The following is a 16,788-nucleotide window of genomic DNA, read 5'->3' on the forward strand; positions in this document are numbered from 1 at the left end:
TTGGAAATGGATTATGGAATTATTACACCGTTTTAGACCATGTAATTTAGCAATAGCTACATTATTAGGTTTATTGACTAGCTCAAGTTTATGGGCAGCAGATACAGCTCAACAAAGTGAAGATGAATGGAAGTTCACTTTAAAAAACGCATATATCAACCGTAATTTTGATAATGATGCCCTCAAAGATACGGGCAGTTGGTCTCAGGCAGCATCATTATTTTATAAATCGAAAATGCATGACACCCCACTGCAAATTGCAGATAAACCCATTACGATTGGGGCCGATGCTTCTGTTCAATACGCTGTGCGCTTAAGTTCAGACAAACATGTTGCGGACACGGTTTTACCTTTTAACAAGGAAACACAATCTCAAGCATCTGACTTTTTAAAATACGGTGCCACTTTAAAACTGGGTTATGACAAAACCCTTTTAAGTGTCGGTGAACTCTGGTTAGACCTACCTGTAACGGCTGTAGATGCAAGCCGACAATTACTTGCCTCTTATTGGGGAACCAATCTTAAGTCGCAACTTTCAGATCAGCTCTATGCTGAAATTGGCCGAGTGGAAAAAGTATCTCCCCGAAATGAAGAAGATTTTAAAAAGTTTTCGTTCACTTCAAATGGCATTACCAAAGAATCTGATGGTTTAAATTACATTGACCTGCGCTATCAATTTACGCCGTCACTCAAGGGTGAATATTACTTTGGTAATTTAGAAGACCTCTACAACAAGCACTATGTTGGTCTTGAGCACAATTGGAAACAACCTAACTTTGCGCTTACTTCTAAGTTTAAGTACTTCAATGCAAAAAATGACGGCAATACTTTTGATATCGATGCGCAAAATATTGGAGTATTAGAAACACTTAAAGTAAAAAATCATACCTTTGGTTTGGGTTACCAGCAAATTATCGGCGAGTCAGCCTATCCCTTACCGGATGGCTTTTTACCAGAGACTTATTTCATTAACTGGAATGCCACGGGATTCTTTAAAAAAGAAGAAAAGTCTTACCACGTTATGTACGGCTACGACTTTAAAGATTACGTTCCGGGCTTAAACGCGATGGTGAAATATGTTTACGGAAATGATTTTAGAGCAGCCAATGGCGAGAAAAACCATGAAACTGAGTCGAATGTGATTTTAAACTACGCATTTCAGCAGCCGTTCTTAAAAGGTGTTGCTATGCAATACATTCGGATTGATTACAATGTTAAACATGGCAATGACTTTGGTGAAGACCGCTTGTTTGTAAACTACACTAAAAAGTTTTAATTATTTTTGATTCAAATGAAGCGGGCCACTTTTGGCTCGCTTCATTATTTTCGACCTAAAAAAAAACGCTCTTACGAGCGTTTTTAATTAATCTAGTAACTTAATTAAGCAACGTGCTTTTGAACAACAATCGAACCTACTGAATAACCAGCACCGAAAGATGAAATCACGCCATATTCACCATCATTCACTTCGTGGCCTGTACGGTGTAAAGCAATAATCACACCTGCTGAAGAAGTATTCGCAAACTCATCCAGAATAATTGGGGCACGGCTTAGATCTGCATCTTTACCAGCCACATATTTCAAGATTAGTTCATTCATGTTGGCATTGGCTTGATGTAACCAGAAACGCTTAATATCGTTTGCAGTTAACTGCATTTTTTCCAACTGCGCATTAATGATTTTTGCCACTAACGGACAAACATCTTTAAATACTTTGCGGCCATCTTGACGGAATAACTTGTCATCAACTACCGCATCTTCGCTGCGGTTTAAGAAACCGAAGTTATTGCGAATGTTGTTTGAAAATTGAGTAAATAAATGAATATCTAAAATTTCAAAACCAGTTTTAGTAGTGGTTTCTTCAATAATAGAAGCCGTTGCAACATCACCAAAAATAAAGTGACAATCACGGTTACGGTAGTCTAGATGACCAGAAGTAATCTCGACATTTACCAATAAAACACGGCGAGCACCTGAACGAATTGCATCAGCCGCTTGTTTCAAACCAAAAGTGGCAGCTGAACATGCAACGTTCATGTCGTAGGCATAACCTTGAATGCCAAGTGCTGACTGAATTTCAATTGCAACTGCTGGATAAGCACGCTGCATGTTTGAACATGCCAAAATTACAACATCAATATCTTCAGCAGTTACGCCTGCATTTTCCATTGCCTGCTTTGCAGCGATCACACCCCACTCTGCTTGAAGTGAAAGTTCATCATTTGAACGTTCAGACAAACGAGGACGTAAACGTGTTGGATCGAGAATACCTGATTTCTCAATCACGTAACGGCGCTTAATACCAGACGCTTTTTCAATAAATTCAGCACTAGAACCACGTAATTCTTCGAGTTCACCTGCTGCAATTTTCTCTGCATTCTCTTGGTTATATTGTTCCACATAAGCATTTAAACTGTCGGCCAGTTCTTCATTAGAAATGATTTCTGTTGGGTGAAATAACCCAGTACCTGTGATACGAATGCCCATGTAAAACTCCTAAAAAAATGAATAGGGTCTGTTAATCTTTCATTTATAAATTGCGTTGTAGGCTAAACAAACGCATAAACAAACCCCGATCTATCTTAACTGATTCCCAAACGATCCCATAACTTTTGCAGTCGAGTTGGCGAAATAGGCATCTTGGTTTTCATCGGCTGAGAAAATAAAGAAATGCGAAATTCTTCCAACATCAAATACAATTCTTTGATTCTTGGATCGTTTTTGAATTTAAATACCTTGTCCATCCATGGATCGACATCATCAATAGCGGCATGATCTCGCTGTAGATTATTTGGCAATCGATCTAAACGCAATAGCAGCGCTTTTAAATAACGCGGATATTCCTGCCAAAGATCGACCGGTTGGCAGTAAACAAAATTGCCAAGTGACATGAGATCTAACTGATCTTCAATATCATCAATACTACGCCCAAACACCCCTGCATCAAGCACTAAAAGCTGACGACGGATTTGCTGCCATTGAATGTAAATATCACTTAATTGCTCAAGTGCTTGCTGACCATAACTCAAAAATTGCTTTTTAACTTGCTCAAGCAGTTTATTAAATTCATCAGCATTAATTGGCAAAGTTGTAATTGCCATCTGCAATGTTGCATAGACCAACATCTGCTCAAGCTTGGCTTTATCGCCTAAAGGTGAATAAGCCAGTGCGAGCGGTTTTGAAATCTGCTTTTTCAACTGACGAACCAAGTCACCCAGTTGCATATGTACTAGACGAATAATCCCTTCACGATGCTGTTTAATCGCCTCAGCTTGATCGTTAAACGTTTGAATAACAATGCCTGACTCATCTTTAGCTTCGAGGTCAGCAAAAGCCTTGGTCGGAACTAAAGCCTGAAATTGTTTAACAACAACACCCGTGACTTTATGAGAAGCCTCAAAAGTAAAGTTCTCAGGAAAATCTTTAAACTCGCCTTTTTGCTGTTTCACTGGACGATGCGTTTCTACACGACAACGTGCTTTTAACTCGGGTAAATCACGGCCTTTGGCAATCAGCTTACCTTTTTCATCAATCACCTTAATGAAAGGCACCAAATATGGATCAATACGTTCAAACGAAAAATCTTTTTCAGTAATTTGCTCACCACGTAAAGCAAAAGCTAAATAACTAAAAATATGCTGACGCAAATGTACAGCATCGATACCCTGCATGAGTTTACGAGCTGTGTCAGGAATAGGCACTACACTACGACGTTTGTCTTTTGGTAAAGCTTTTAGTAGTGCTTCGATTAAATCTAAACGCCAACCCGGAATACCCCAAGACCAGATGTTTTCATCGACCTGAGGAAGAGCTTGTACCGGAATTTGAACCGTTGCACCATCTTCATCATGGCTTGGGTCAAAACGATAAGTCGTTGCTAAACGTAGCTGCCCATTATGCAAATGATCTGGGAATTGCTGTGTTGTTGGACGGTCATTGAGCCAAAGTGCATCATCTTCTACAAATAAATAACGTGGATTTTTTGCTTCAACCGTTGCACGCCAGTCTTCAAAACTACTTCGACTTGCAATTTCTTCAGGAATTTTAGAAGCATAGAACTGATAAATCGTTTCTTCATCCACTACCAAATCACGGCGACGCAATTTATCTTCAACTCGTTCAACTTCTTCAAGTTTAAGTAAATTGTGTTTTAAAAATGGCGGAACTGTACCTAAGTTACCTGTGGTTAATGCATCACGTAAGAAAATTTCATGAGCAGCAGGCTGGTCAACTTTCTCAAAATTAATTAAGCGCTTTGGTTCAATAATTAAACCAAACAGCGAAATTTGAGCATACGCATTTACAATCCCAGCTTTCTTAGACCAGTGCGGCTCAAAATAGTGATATTTCAATAAGTCACGTGCAGCAAGCAAAATCCATTCAGGATCAATTTTGGCTAAAGTACGTAAGTAAACTTGAGAGGTTTCGACCATCTCAAAAGCCATCACCCAAGCAGTATTGGTTTTGTGCAAAGTACTGGCAGGAAAGACTTTCGCCTTTTGCTGACGCACCGCCATAAAGATATTACGTTCATCAGTTTTATTGGCAATAAAAGACAATAAACCTGTCAGCAACGCACGGTGCAGGTTCTCATAGTTCGCAGGTTTTTCATTAAAACTTAGTTTTAAACCTTCAGCTAACTCAACCAATTGTTTATGTGTCTGTTTCCATTCGCGTAAACGTAACCAGCTTAAGAAGTGCTGCTTGGCAAACTGGCGACGTTTATTTTCAGACATGCCTGCTTCACCTTTAGGATTTAAAGTCTCCCAAAGTTTTAAATAAAACAGAAAGTCTGAATCTGCTTCTTTGAATAGTGCATGCTTTTGGTCAGCCTGCATCTGTTTATCTGCTGGACGTTCACGTGGGTCTTGCACTGCAAGCGCACTGACAACCACTAAAATTTCTTTAAGCACACCGAAATGAGCACCGCCCACAATCATGCGCGCGAGTCGTGGGTCAATTGGCATACGTGCCATCATTTGCCCGACTTTAGTCAGCTCATTTTTCTTCTCGTTAAGTGCTCCTAACTCGATGAGTAGTTTTCGACCGTCATTTACAAGGCGGAAATCTGGCGGCTCAATAAAATCGAAGTTTTCTAGCTCACCTAACCCTAAACTTTGCATTTGCAAAATAACCGAAGCCAAGTTGGTTCGTTTAATTTCAGGCTCGGTAAACTCAGGACGACTTAAAAAGTCTTCTTCGCTATATAAACGAATACACACACCCGGAGCAATACGACCACAACGCCCTTTACGCTGATTGGCAGCAGCTTGAGAAATTGCTTCAATTGGTAAGCGTTGTACGCGTGAACGGTAGTTATAACGCGATATACGTGCAAAACCACTGTCGATTACATAACGAATATTTGGAACCGTCAGTGCAGTTTCGGCCACGTTGGTCGCAATAATAATACGACGGCCTTTTCCACCCGGACTAAAAATCTTTTGTTGTTCAGAAACAGCTAAACGTGCATACAACGGTAAAATTTCGGTGTGTCTTGGCCCGTACTTTTGTAAGGTTTCCTGCAACTCACGAATTTCTTGTTCTGTGCTTGAGAAAATCAGAATATCGGCATGTTCAGGATGGCCTTTTTCTTCGGCATCGGCAAAACATTCTTCTACAGCTTGTACCACTGCGCGAGGAAGGTTTTCCTCAAAATCATCGAACTCGTCATCATCACTACCACCAATATTCATCTCTGAAATTGGGCGATAACGTACTTCAACTGGGTAGCTACGACCTTCTACTTCAAAAACTGGTGCATTATTAAAGTAGTTACTAAAGCGATTTACATCTAAAGTTGCCGAAGTCACAATCACTTTTAGATCTGGGCGCTTTGGCAGTAACTGCTTTAAATAACCCATAATAAAATCGATATTGAGTGAGCGTTCATGCGCTTCATCAATAATGATCGTGTCATATTTAGATAAAAAACGGTCATTGCCTAACTCGGCAAGCAAAATACCGTCGGTCATTAAACGTACAATCGAATCTTGCGAGCCTTGTTCATTAAAACGAATTTTAAAACCAATCGATTCACCAAGCTTTTCGCCGACTTCTTCTGCAATACGCTGCGACACACTACGTGCAGCTAAACGACGTGGCTGGGTATGACCAATCATGCCCGTTAAACCACGACCCGCTAACATAGCAATTTGAGGAAGTTGGGTAGTTTTACCCGAACCTGTTTCACCTGCCACAATAATAACTTGATGCTTTTGAATCGCTTCAATTAAACGGTCTGCATATTGAGAAACAGGTAAATCCTGATTCAGTTTAATTTTAGGTAGACGTTCAAAACGCTGTCTAACTTTTGCATTAGACTGTTCAAATAATTTTTCAATCTCTGAAGTATCGGCTTTTTTATCTTTACGCAAACGATTTAAACGGTAACGATCTCTCGCCATCACCCATTGATCTATATTTAAACCATTCAGCACAGATAAATTTTCCTGAAAATTCAACAATCCGCTATTTTACGCTTTAATGCTCTTCAGGTAAAACAGTTGGTTTTTTATATATTTTTAATTTTTTAAAATTTTACCCTTGAATTTTGTCTCGCTAGACTTCATGTTGTTATGCAAGTTTCTTTTACGATAACTGTCATTTGATTTACATGTTTTTGCAGTCAAATCGAATACAGTGTTTGGGGACTTAAAAATCGTAAATTTATCACTTATTCAATTTTCCGATTTTAGTCATGTAAAAATACTATTTCCCCAATAAAGAATTTTTATTTATTCTACATCTCGTAAACAAGTTTAAATATAAACCTCAATCATGGAGACAATGATGAGCTTGATTAATACTGAAGTTAAACCTTTCCAAGCAACTGCTTACCACAACGGCCAATTTGTTGAAGTTAACGAAACTAACCTTAAAGGTAAATGGTCTGTTGTATTCTTTTATCCAGCTGACTTCACTTTCGTTTGCCCAACTGAACTTGGTGACTTAGCTGACAACTACGCTGAATTCCAAAAACTTGGTGTTGAAATTTATGCTGTATCTACTGATACACACTTCACTCACAAAGCTTGGCACGACACTTCTGAAGAAATCAAAAAAATCCAATACCCATTAGTTGGCGACCCAACTTGGACTCTTTCTAAAAACTTCGACGTTCTTATCGAATCTGAAGGTTTAGCTGACCGTGGTACTTTCGTTATCGATCCAGAAGGTAAAATCCAAATCGTTGAACTTAACGCTGGTGGTATCGGCCGTGACGCGTCTGAACTTCTTCGTAAAGTAAAAGCTGCTCAATACGTACACGCTCACCCAGGTGAAGTTTGCCCAGCTAAATGGAAAGAAGGCGAAGCTACTCTTGCTCCATCTATCGACTTAGTTGGTAAAATCTAATTTTTTAGATTAGACCAATACGTCTAAAAACCACCCTTTTTAGGGTGGTTTTTTATTGATTATTTTTATAAATCTAAGTCTTATTATCTACCAAAATTTCATAGCTAATTTTTTACAATTCTTATACTTATAAATTTATAGCAACATTCATTTATGAATTGTCAGCCTGCTTAACTTAGAGTACTGTCGAATTATGAAACAAAAGAGTTTTGTATATGTATTAAAAGATCAAACAAAAGTAGGAGTAGTTATATGGAAAAATCTGTTGTTGTAACCTCTTGGAAATATGATGTTTCTTCACGCTATTTAAAAATTTTCTATAGCAATGGCTCAGGTGAGCTTTATCATCCCGTTCCAGAGTTTATTTACAATAATTTGTTACGCACCACGGATAAAACTGCATTTGTTCACAAATATCTTGAGTTTGATCTGCATTTTAACAGGCTCTGTATTTCTGCTTAATTATAAAAATCAGCCCGCTTGGGCTGATCTATTTTATATGTTTCGACTATTAAGCCGCGTTATTTTGCTTAATATATTTCTCTAGCATTTTTTCTTTCACATCAACATGCATATTGATTTTACTGAGGTCGCCCTTATAGTGCTCAACAACGCGTTCATCCATAATTTTTGACCACCAAGATGGAATAAACGCAGGCAAAATCATTGCACCATAACCTGCTGGCAATTGCGGCGCATCTTCAAAATGCCGCAAGGTCTGAAAGCTGCGAGTTGGATTGGCATGATGATCTGAATGCCGTTGTAATTGATACAAGAACAGATTGGTCACCACATTATTATTATTCCAGCTGTGCTCTGGCAAAGTACGTTCATATTGGCCATTTTCTTTCTTTGCACGCTTTAAACCATAATGTTCTATGTAATTCACCGATTCAAACAAAGTTATTGCATACGCAGCTTGAGTAACTTGAAACGGAATCGAACGCGCACCAAATTTCCCAAACATGGCTGCATGATACACAGCCGACATTGCCCAGCCATGAATCAGTTCATTTTCCTTACAGAAGAAAGGCAATTTCTTACGCTCTAAGCGATTCTTCTCAATTTCAATCGCCGATTTAAAACTCCCAACTACAGTCCGCGGTAAGAACTTCCAAAAGGTTTCACCAAATTGTGAAGATGCTGGGTCCTCAGGTGTCGCAACACGGCGGTGATGTCCATAAGGGTGTTCAATTCGGAAATGGTTATACCCCGAAGGTGCTAACGCCAAATGAGATAAATAATGTTCAAGTCGACCACTCTTATGACTAAGTTCATGTGCAGTATTAATCGCAATCCCATTGACCATTCCTACTAAAGTTCCAAGTAAAACCTGATCAGCTATAGGTGTATTTTTACGAGTTGCCAAATATGCTCCATAGATATTGGTTGCATATTGCAAAGGAATAAAAAGTTTAACAATGCGGGCGTAATACGGATCTGCTTCTAAATCAGCGATTGCATCTAATGGTGGATTTTCCTTGTCTTCACCAATCAGTTTATCTAATGCTGGAATAACACCATGAATAAATAACGGCCCAAATGAAGCGAAGAACTTTTTAGTTTTTTTAGGACCAAATTGATAACCTGCTAGCCCACCCATTGCAATGGTCGGTACAGCTAAACCCAATAGCCATAAATGACGTTTTTTATCCTTAAATTTTGTTGTCGCTTGCTCGACATCCAGTTGAGTATGCATATTCATTAGAGACTCCAATCAAACACAAAATGTTTTGCTTGAATTGATTGTGCTCGCTCATAGACCCTCTATATTATCATTTTAAGACTTGCTATTATCATTTTAAGACTTTGCTGAGTTTTTCTTGTGCAGAAGCAACAGATTCCTGTTATCCCATCACGTTATTATTTACGGCTGATTGAAATTTTAATCGGCACGCATCAATACGATAATGATTTATTGAGGGCATTCCAACAAGAACTGGCAAAAACAGAATTATTATCGATTCAACAAATTGAACAATTCATTGAGATGGGTTTGAGTTTGCCCAACACTCAAGAATTAGCCTTTGAACTGGGTAAAAATATTAAACTCAGCTCACATAGTCTGGTGGGTTATGCGCTAATGACTAGTCCTAATTTGGAACATGCACTTAGGCTGATTGCACAATATTTTAGACTGATTATGCCGAGTTTTAAGCTCAGCATCGGGTTTCCAACCAATCAGCAAAAGGTTGAATTATTATTTGAACCGATTTTGCAGATGAATAAGCAGTGTTTGGCTTTTCATATTGAAGCGATTGCCGTGGCGTTTTACTACAGCTTGTTAGAGTTGGCAGGCCAGCAATTACAACGCTACCAAGTGTATTTGAGTATTCCTGAGCCGAGCTATCAAGAACGTTACATATCTTTAGTGAAGGCCAATTTCCACTTTAACTATACATGGCTTTCAGGTATACGCGTGGTGATTGATGAGCAACAACTAGCACTACCCTTGCCTCTAGCTGACGCACATAGTTTAAAAATAGTTGAACAACGCTGCCAGGAACAAATCCAGAAGATCTACCATCAAGGCGAAATTGTTGAATGGGTCAGCATGATGTTGCGACAAGCCAATCAAGTTCCCACCCTAATGGAATGTGCCAAAGTATTAAATATTTCGACCAAGACCTTGCAACGTTATTTACAGCAGCAAGGTGTTGAATTCCATGCTTTAAAGCAACAAATCAGCACTGAGCGTGCCATTGATTTATTAGAGAATTCTAGCTTTACCATTACCCATATTGCGTATGAACTGGGCTATTCTAATCCTGCCAATTTCACTCGTGCATTTAATAGAGTACACGGCTGTAGTCCACAAGCTTATCGACAAGAATATCTCAAGAAAGTAAATCTACTTTAGAACCACTAAACATAAACCAGCGCCTATAGGCAAAATACTACTCATGAAATCTGCATTCTTTTTAATCAAAGATAAAAATGGACTTACCTCAGCTGCATGTGAAATAACCTTATCAATAATAAGAACACCACCTTTGGGCTTCATCAGACGCTTTAAATCTGGCCAATAACTTTCATATGCATCACGTTCAGCGTCTAACAAAATAAAATCGAAAGTTTCCTGAGCTTCATTTAAATAATCTGCGGCATCCCCTATCCAAAAATCAACCACTTCATTTAATGCCAGTTCAGTAACATGGCGTTTCGCCTCATTACTACGATTGGCATCAATTTCAAGCGTGATTACTTTCCCGTGTGTCGATTGTGCAGCCTCAGCAAGCCATAAAGTAGAATAACCCGTTGAAGTACCAATTTCTAAAATTGATTTGGCCTGCTGCATTCGAATCAATTGCGATAGAAGTTTTGCAGACTCAGCCTCAATATTTCGATAGCGCAGCAAGCGATCTGACTGCTGGGCATCATGTCGTTTAAAGGTGTCATATAAATCTGCAACTCTTTGTAAGAAAAAAGTATTTGGCATATTTTCACCCTTTAAAATTGTTATTTTATATGACAGCCGTTTAAATTAAGTGCTTTGAATTAACTTGAACCGCGGCACGATACTTCCATCAGCCATTTGAACCGTTTCAGTAAACATATCTAGCGGACGTACCCATGTTGAATAGTCACCATAAAGACACTGATAAACAACTAACTCTTCTTCAGTCTCGCTGTGTTTTGCCACAGAAAAAACTTGATAGAGATTACCTTTATAATGCTGATAAATGCCGCGTTGCAATGACATGAAAGTACCTTTTAATGTTATGACATAAAATCTTTACAGCCATATAACATATATAAATTTTTAAATACTTTCACTTTAAAAGATAAAAATGAGTAATAAAGAGCATTTATAGATAAATTATTGATCTTATTTATGAATACACTCAATAATTCAAAAAACCGATTAAATCTATAAAAACATACTGTTTCACCTATTTTGTGTTTTAACGTACTATGCATCTATTGAAAGAATTTGGATGCATTGGAGTAAAAACAGATGTTAGATCAAAATATTAAAACTCAATTAAAAGCTTACTTAGAACGTTTAGAAAGTCCAATCGAATTAGTAGCTGCTTTAGATGAATCAGATAAAGCTGCTCAAATTAAAGAACTTGTGACAGAAATCGCTGAGCTTTCTGACAAGGTGACTGCCCGTTTTGATGGTAACAATACACGTCGTCCAAGCTTTGGTGTGGCTAAAGCAGGTGAACAGCCTCGAGTGTTCTTTGCAGGCTTACCAATGGGCCATGAGTTTACGTCTTTGATCTTGGCGCTGTTACAAGTCTCTGGTTATGCACCGAAGGTTTCTGATGAAGTGCTGAATCAGATTAAAGGCCTAAACCTTAAAGCCAATTTTGATGTGTTTGTATCCTTAAGCTGTCATAACTGTCCGGATGTGGTACAGGCGCTTAACCTGATCGCGATTTATAACCCGAACACCACAGCAACCATGATTGACGGTTCATTCTTCCAAGATGAAGTGGAACAACGCAAAATCATGGCTGTACCAATGGTGTTCCAAGACAACGAGCACATTGGCCAAGGTCGGATGACCCTTGAAGAGATTGTGGCGAAACTTGACACCAACTCAGCTGAAAAAGATGCAGCAGCACTGAATGCTAAAGATGCTTTTGATGTATTGGTGATTGGTGGTGGGCCTGCAGGTGCAACAGCAGCAATTTATGCAGCACGTAAAGGTATTAACACAGGTATCGTAGCTGAACGCTTTGGTGGTCAGGTGATGGATACCATGGACATTGAAAACTTCACGTCTGTGCAAAAGACTCAAGGTCCTAAGTTTGCTGCCGAGATGGAAGCACACGTTCGTGAATACGATGTCGATATCATGAACCTGCAACGTGTTAGCAAAATCACAGGTGCCAACCAAACTGCAAATGGTCTGGTTGAAGTTGAACTTGAAAACGGTGCCAAACTTGAATCGAAAACTGTCATCCTTTCAACAGGAGCGCGTTGGAGAGAAATGAATGTACCGGGTGAGCAAGAATACCGTACCCGTGGTGTCGCATACTGTCCACACTGTGATGGTCCATTGTTCAAAGGCAAACGTGTTGCAGTGATTGGTGGCGGTAACTCAGGTGTTGAAGCTGCAATTGACCTTGCAGGTATTGTTGAACATGTAACTCTGGTTGAGTTCGATACCAAACTTCGTGCAGACCAAGTTTTACAAAACAAACTGCATAGCTTGCCAAACACAACTGTGATTATGAATGCCTTAAGTACAGAAGTGTTAGGTGACGGCTCACAAGTGACTGGTCTTAAATATAAAGACCGTGCCACTGATGAAGAGCATGTAGTCGAGCTTGCAGGGATCTTTGTACAGATTGGTTTATTACCAAACACTGACTTCTTGAAAGACAGTGAGGTTGAGTTAACCAACCGTGGTGAGATTATTGTCAATGACCGCAACGAAACCAATGTACAAGGTGTGTTTGCTGCGGGTGACTGTACCACTGTGCCTTACAAGCAAATCATTATTGCTACAGGTGAAGGCGCTAAAGCATCGCTCTCTGCGTTTGATTACATCATCCGTTCTGGGCAATAAAAACTGGTTAGATCCCTCTTATTAAACGAAAGCCTAGCATTGCAAAATGCTAGGCTTTTTTAATATTGAAGTTACAACTTTTTAACAATTTTCGATCTTTATTAATCATTTACTTTATGTTTATATTTTAGACATCCATATTTGGATGCCATGAATTAGAAGGAAAAACACAATGAATAAATTACTTGTTGCTTTAGGTCTTGCTGCGACCGTAGCCCTAGTTGGTTGTAATAAAGATAAAGCTCCAGAAACTGGTGCGACTACAGGTGAACATTTAGAAAATGCAGCTAAACAAGCAACCGCTGATATTAAATCTGCTGGTGATAAAGCTGCGAGCGATATTGCAACTGCTACAGACAATGCTACAGCTAAAATTGATGCTGCTGCTGACCACGCTGCCGATAAAACTGCAAATGCTGCTGCTCAAACTGAAGCGACTGCGCGTAAAGCAACTGCTGATACAGCCAAAGCTGTTGAACATGCTGCTGCTGACGTTAAAGAGAAAGCTCAAAACTAACAGTCTGTAATATTAAAAAAGCCCCTATTGATTAGGGGCTTTTTAATACACTTAAAATCGCTTATGAAATTAAACCTTCATCACGCATTGCAATTTGTACAGATTGACGCTCAGCAACTTTATTACGTAATGCAATAATATTTTTATAAGGTGTTAAATCATGCTCAATAGAATTTGACCAATTCGTTAAAACAAATAAATAGGCATCAGCTGGCCCAAAATTATCATTTACTAAATAGTCATAGTCCGATTCAGATAAATAACTATCGATATATTTTAAAAGGCGGTCGATTTCAGCATAAGCTTTCGTCTTTTCATCGTTTGTTAACGGTGCGCCAAAAAATACTGCATAAGCATCATGTAATTCAGAGTTCAAATAACCTAACCATTCCAATACTTTCGCACGGCCTAAGCCTGAAGGAGGAATTAAGTCTTGTTTAGGATCATGCTGAGCAAGGAATGGTAAAATCGCCACGTTTTCAGTCAAAATTAAACCCGGGTTAATTTCTAAAGCTGGTACATAGCCCTTCGGATTAATTTCGTAATAATCTGCGCCTTTTTCTGTTTTATGTGTTTTTAAATTTACTTTTTCTAAATCAAAATCAACATTAATTTCATTTAAAATAATATGTGCAGCTAAAGAACATGCGCCTGGCGAATAATATAATTTCATATCTGATCCTTCTTATCTCACATTAACGTTTTAAATTGCTTCTAAAAAACCTGCAAGGTTTGTACAATTCCTTAATTGTAAAAAAGCGTAAATTTATAAATTAGTTACACTCTCTAATATTCTTGAAAAAGTTTGACCTTGCAAGTTGTCTTGCGTGACGATTGTTTAAAATATGATAAAACACATTCACATCACGCATTTTTTACCGTTAATTACGCTTAAAAAGTTGGCTAATCCATTCCACTAATTGGTTTAAGAAATCCAATATAGGATTTTTGTTGCCATTATCAGGATGACTTGAGTCTTTACCATTTAAATCTAGATCGACAATGACAGGATCATGGTCCGAAGAACGATAGGCATCTTCACCATAAAATAGCGCCTTTTGTTCATCGGTTTTATATTCTTCGTTGTAATCTAGAACAGTTGGTTCATCTGCATTGATATGCCAAGCAAAGGTACGAACTACTTTTGGATATAAATCTGCATCGGCAATTGCATGGTCTAAGTTACCCGCTCCACCATTGCCATTTGCATCACTTGCCACACCAAAAACATAGCTATATGCCTGAGCACCCTGCCCAATCTTAGCGTCATTAAGTAAAACCTTATAGTTGGCTTTTTCAAAAGCTAAAATTGGTGCTTCTTTTGCGTAGCTGTTCATGTCCCCAACGAGTAAAGCATTTTGCTTAGGAACTTGAGTTGGATTTTTCGCAAGCCACTGCACGATTTGATCAACTGCTTTCACACGGGTTGGGTTCCAACATCCTTGACCATCATTTTGATCAGCGTCAGTAGAGTTCGCGTCTACTCCAGTACAACCTTTTGACTTTAAATGGTTTGGAATAACAGTAAATGTCTTATTGCCACGAACAGTTTGGAAAGTTTGTGCTAACGTCGTTCGACTTTTATCACCCAAGTCCAGCACAACAGGTTTGTTTAAAGGTTTAACACGTTTACTGTTATAAATAATCGCAACAGCAATAACATCACCACCTAAACGATCCAAGTTTTCAGGAACCACATATTTCCAGTCTGGACCTAATGCACTTGTTAAATGAGCAATTGCGCTGTTTGGACCATAACCATTGTTGGCAATTTCCATTAAACCGTATACGTCAGCATCAATCGCTTTTAATGCACTCACAATTTTACGGTGTTGTTTATCAAACTCTGTTTGTGTGTTTGCGCCACGCTCTGTTGGGAAACCTGTTGCGCCATTGTCATAGTTCAAAACGTTAAATGAAGCTACGCGAATATGATTAGCATTCTTTGTAAGGACACTTTGACGTGGGTTTGTTTGAGTAACAACTTCTGGTTGTGTCCGTCCAAGTACTGGCTGTACGCGCCAGCCATTAAAACGATACTCTAAAATCCCTTCAACGTTTTTAAGCTGATAACCTGAACGTAATGTATTGGCAGCACTAAAATTTGTTGGTAACCACGGAGTACGATTTTGGTTGTTATATCCATCATCAAAAATAATTTTCGATAATAAATTTTTCTGAGCTAAAGCTTTCGCTTCTGGCGACAAGGCAGGATATAAATTGGTTGGAATATATAAGCGGCCTAAGCTCAGCGATAGTTCACCATAACGGCCATAGTTATAGTTTTCACTTACCGTCAAAGCTTGAGGTAATTTGACCAACATCCCTTGATAACGCTGCGGAGAATTTGTTGAACCGCCTGCTAAGCTAGTAAATGGTAACTCCAAGCTAATTGGCTGAACTTGATTTGCCATATTGCTATTACAGCTTTGAATATCTTGCTGTAATTGGTCTATTTGTAGCTGGTTTTGATAACTTGTTAAACGGCCTCGTAAAATAACTTCATCACCAACTTGGCCACCTTTTACCGTGCTGCTATTTGGAATATAAACAAAAATGGCATTACTTACATTTGCACGTGCTTTGGTGTCAGGTGTTTGAACATAAAAGCCTGAAAAACCATTCGCATAGCGATAGTCAGCAGTAATTACACCACGTACTGTATAGGTTTGATTTTGTGTTGAAGATGCTAAATCGGCAATTGGTGTATCTGAGCTTGAACAACTGACCGTTTGCACTGGCGGTTGAGTCGTAGAACCCGATAGATTTGAAAAATCATTTCGGTTTGCCCATGCTGTCCACGAGTGGTCCAAATCAAATGCTGCGGTTGGATCGATACTTAAAGCTGGATTTTCAGTTTCAATACGTTTAAAACTATTTCCTAAACTTGAAACGGCTGTTCCCCAACCTGCCTCTGGTCGTTCACCAATACGCCCAAAACGATCGACAGGTGTGCCTTTATAAACGAGTACAACTGCATCATCACCATTAAAAGACAAAGCAGCTACTTGATTTACTTTACTACCAAGTTCAGTTTGTAGCTCTGAGCGACCCACTAAAAACTTCTGCTTACTCGCAAGTGTACCCTGCAAACGGAAAGTCACCGTTTTTGCAGTACCACCATTATTAAACTGTTGAATCTCATAATCGGCTAAGTTCACTGTAGTACCATCTGGGTTATAAATCTCTAACCCTTTTTTATTGCTACTACCATCAACATACTGGCTAAACATAAGCTGTGCCTGAGCAACAGAACTATATGAAAATGCACCAAATGCACTTAAAAAAACTGAAAGAGTTCTTAATTGAAAAGTTTTCATGATTAAAAATGTTCATGTGAGTTTTAATTAGTCTCTTAGATTAAATATTGATCATGACATCTACATGAAGA

Annotated in this window: 13 protein-coding genes; 6 read left to right on the forward strand and 7 right to left on the reverse strand. The window is 38.8% G+C overall.

What is annotated here, in order from left to right:
- Positions 1 to 13: 13 nt before the first annotated feature.
- Positions 14 to 1,276, forward strand: a complete 1,263-nt coding sequence (locus AC056_RS01940) for an OprD family outer membrane porin (RefSeq protein WP_077162575.1) — start codon at positions 14 to 16, stop codon at positions 1,274 to 1,276.
- A 104-nt stretch (positions 1,277 to 1,380) separates the two neighbouring features.
- Here the strand turns inward: AC056_RS01940 and AC056_RS01945 are convergent, their stop codons facing one another.
- A complete protein-coding gene (locus tag AC056_RS01945; RefSeq protein WP_039250692.1) occupies positions 1,381 to 2,487 on the reverse strand; it encodes a beta-ketoacyl-ACP synthase III in 1,107 nt (368 codons plus the stop codon).
- Between the two features lie 95 nt (positions 2,488 to 2,582).
- Complete coding sequence (gene hrpA / locus AC056_RS01950; RefSeq protein ID WP_077162576.1) at positions 2,583 to 6,440, reverse strand: ATP-dependent RNA helicase HrpA; 3,858 nt, start codon at positions 6,438 to 6,440, stop codon at positions 2,583 to 2,585.
- Positions 6,441 to 6,792: 352 nt separating this feature from the next.
- Here hrpA and ahpC point away from each other — a divergent pair, with 352 nt between their 5' ends.
- Both ahpC and AC056_RS01960 read left to right on the forward strand, forming a co-directional pair.
- Positions 6,793 to 7,356 (forward strand): alkyl hydroperoxide reductase subunit C, encoded by a 564-nt coding sequence (ahpC, locus tag AC056_RS01955; protein WP_003652649.1) that lies wholly within the window; start codon positions 6,793 to 6,795, stop codon positions 7,354 to 7,356.
- A 252-nt stretch (positions 7,357 to 7,608) separates the two neighbouring features.
- A complete protein-coding gene (locus AC056_RS01960) occupies positions 7,609 to 7,818 on the forward strand; it encodes a KTSC domain-containing protein (RefSeq protein WP_004702739.1) in 210 nt (69 codons plus the stop codon).
- Positions 7,819 to 7,867: 49 nt separating this feature from the next.
- Here the strand turns inward: AC056_RS01960 and AC056_RS01965 are convergent, their stop codons facing one another.
- Positions 7,868 to 9,061 (reverse strand): alkane 1-monooxygenase, encoded by a 1,194-nt coding sequence (locus AC056_RS01965; RefSeq protein ID WP_077162577.1) that lies wholly within the window; start codon positions 9,059 to 9,061, stop codon positions 7,868 to 7,870.
- Positions 9,062 to 9,181: 120 nt separating this feature from the next.
- Between AC056_RS01965 and AC056_RS01970 the strand changes: the two genes are divergently transcribed.
- Positions 9,182 to 10,216: a helix-turn-helix domain-containing protein gene (locus tag AC056_RS01970; protein ID WP_077162578.1), complete on the forward strand. Its 1,035-nt coding sequence runs from the start codon at positions 9,182 to 9,184 to the stop codon at positions 10,214 to 10,216.
- On the opposite strand, the gene AC056_RS01975 is transcribed toward AC056_RS01970, so the two are convergent.
- Both AC056_RS01975 and AC056_RS01980 read right to left on the reverse strand, forming a co-directional pair.
- Positions 10,208 to 10,795: an O-methyltransferase gene (locus AC056_RS01975; RefSeq protein ID WP_019457442.1), complete on the reverse strand. Its 588-nt coding sequence runs from the start codon at positions 10,793 to 10,795 to the stop codon at positions 10,208 to 10,210. The two genes, AC056_RS01970 and AC056_RS01975, sit on opposite strands and share 9 nt — an antisense overlap.
- Positions 10,796 to 10,840: 45 nt before the next feature.
- Positions 10,841 to 11,059 (reverse strand): DUF1653 domain-containing protein, encoded by a 219-nt coding sequence (locus AC056_RS01980; protein ID WP_004702746.1) that lies wholly within the window; start codon positions 11,057 to 11,059, stop codon positions 10,841 to 10,843.
- Positions 11,060 to 11,314: 255 nt separating this feature from the next.
- Between AC056_RS01980 and ahpF the strand changes: the two genes are divergently transcribed.
- Both ahpF and AC056_RS01990 read left to right on the forward strand, forming a co-directional pair.
- Positions 11,315 to 12,880, forward strand: coding sequence for an alkyl hydroperoxide reductase subunit F (gene ahpF, locus AC056_RS01985; RefSeq protein ID WP_005069727.1), 1,566 nt, complete (start codon positions 11,315 to 11,317; stop codon positions 12,878 to 12,880).
- 172 nt (positions 12,881 to 13,052) lie between these two features.
- Positions 13,053 to 13,397: a hypothetical protein gene (locus tag AC056_RS01990; protein WP_004702748.1), complete on the forward strand. Its 345-nt coding sequence runs from the start codon at positions 13,053 to 13,055 to the stop codon at positions 13,395 to 13,397.
- Between the two features lie 61 nt (positions 13,398 to 13,458).
- Here AC056_RS01990 and AC056_RS01995 read toward each other — a convergent pair whose 3' ends face one another.
- The gene (locus AC056_RS01995; protein ID WP_004702749.1) at positions 13,459 to 14,070 is read right to left on the reverse strand and encodes a glutathione binding-like protein; all 612 of its coding nucleotides are present in this window, start codon (positions 14,068 to 14,070) and stop codon (positions 13,459 to 13,461) included.
- Positions 14,071 to 14,278: 208 nt separating this feature from the next.
- Positions 14,279 to 16,717: an ExeM/NucH family extracellular endonuclease gene (locus tag AC056_RS02000; protein WP_077162579.1), complete on the reverse strand. Its 2,439-nt coding sequence runs from the start codon at positions 16,715 to 16,717 to the stop codon at positions 14,279 to 14,281.
- Positions 16,718 to 16,788 lie beyond the last annotated feature (71 nt).

The sequence above is a fragment of the Acinetobacter genomosp. 33YU genome (assembly GCF_001990725.1).
Taxonomy (GTDB): Bacteria; Pseudomonadota; Gammaproteobacteria; order Pseudomonadales; family Moraxellaceae; genus Acinetobacter; species Acinetobacter seifertii.

Coding starts and splice junctions, on each gene's coding strand:
- AC056_RS01975 (WP_019457442.1), bottom strand. CDS start 10,795: ATGCCAAATACTTTTTTCTTACAAAGAGTTGCAGATTTATATGACACC.
- AC056_RS01940 (WP_077162575.1), top strand. CDS start 14: ATGGAATTATTACACCGTTTTAGACCATGTAATTTAGCAATAGCTACA.
- AC056_RS01960 (WP_004702739.1), top strand. CDS start 7,609: ATGGAAAAATCTGTTGTTGTAACCTCTTGGAAATATGATGTTTCTTCA.
- AC056_RS02000 (WP_077162579.1), bottom strand. CDS start 16,717: ATGAAAACTTTTCAATTAAGAACTCTTTCAGTTTTTTTAAGTGCATTT.
- ahpC (WP_003652649.1), top strand. CDS start 6,793: ATGAGCTTGATTAATACTGAAGTTAAACCTTTCCAAGCAACTGCTTAC.
- AC056_RS01995 (WP_004702749.1), bottom strand. CDS start 14,070: ATGAAATTATATTATTCGCCAGGCGCATGTTCTTTAGCTGCACATATT.
- AC056_RS01980 (WP_004702746.1), bottom strand. CDS start 11,059: ATGTCATTGCAACGCGGCATTTATCAGCATTATAAAGGTAATCTCTAT.
- AC056_RS01945 (WP_039250692.1), bottom strand. CDS start 2,487: ATGGGCATTCGTATCACAGGTACTGGGTTATTTCACCCAACAGAAATC.
- ahpF (WP_005069727.1), top strand. CDS start 11,315: ATGTTAGATCAAAATATTAAAACTCAATTAAAAGCTTACTTAGAACGT.
- AC056_RS01990 (WP_004702748.1), top strand. CDS start 13,053: ATGAATAAATTACTTGTTGCTTTAGGTCTTGCTGCGACCGTAGCCCTA.
- AC056_RS01965 (WP_077162577.1), bottom strand. CDS start 9,061: ATGAATATGCATACTCAACTGGATGTCGAGCAAGCGACAACAAAATTT.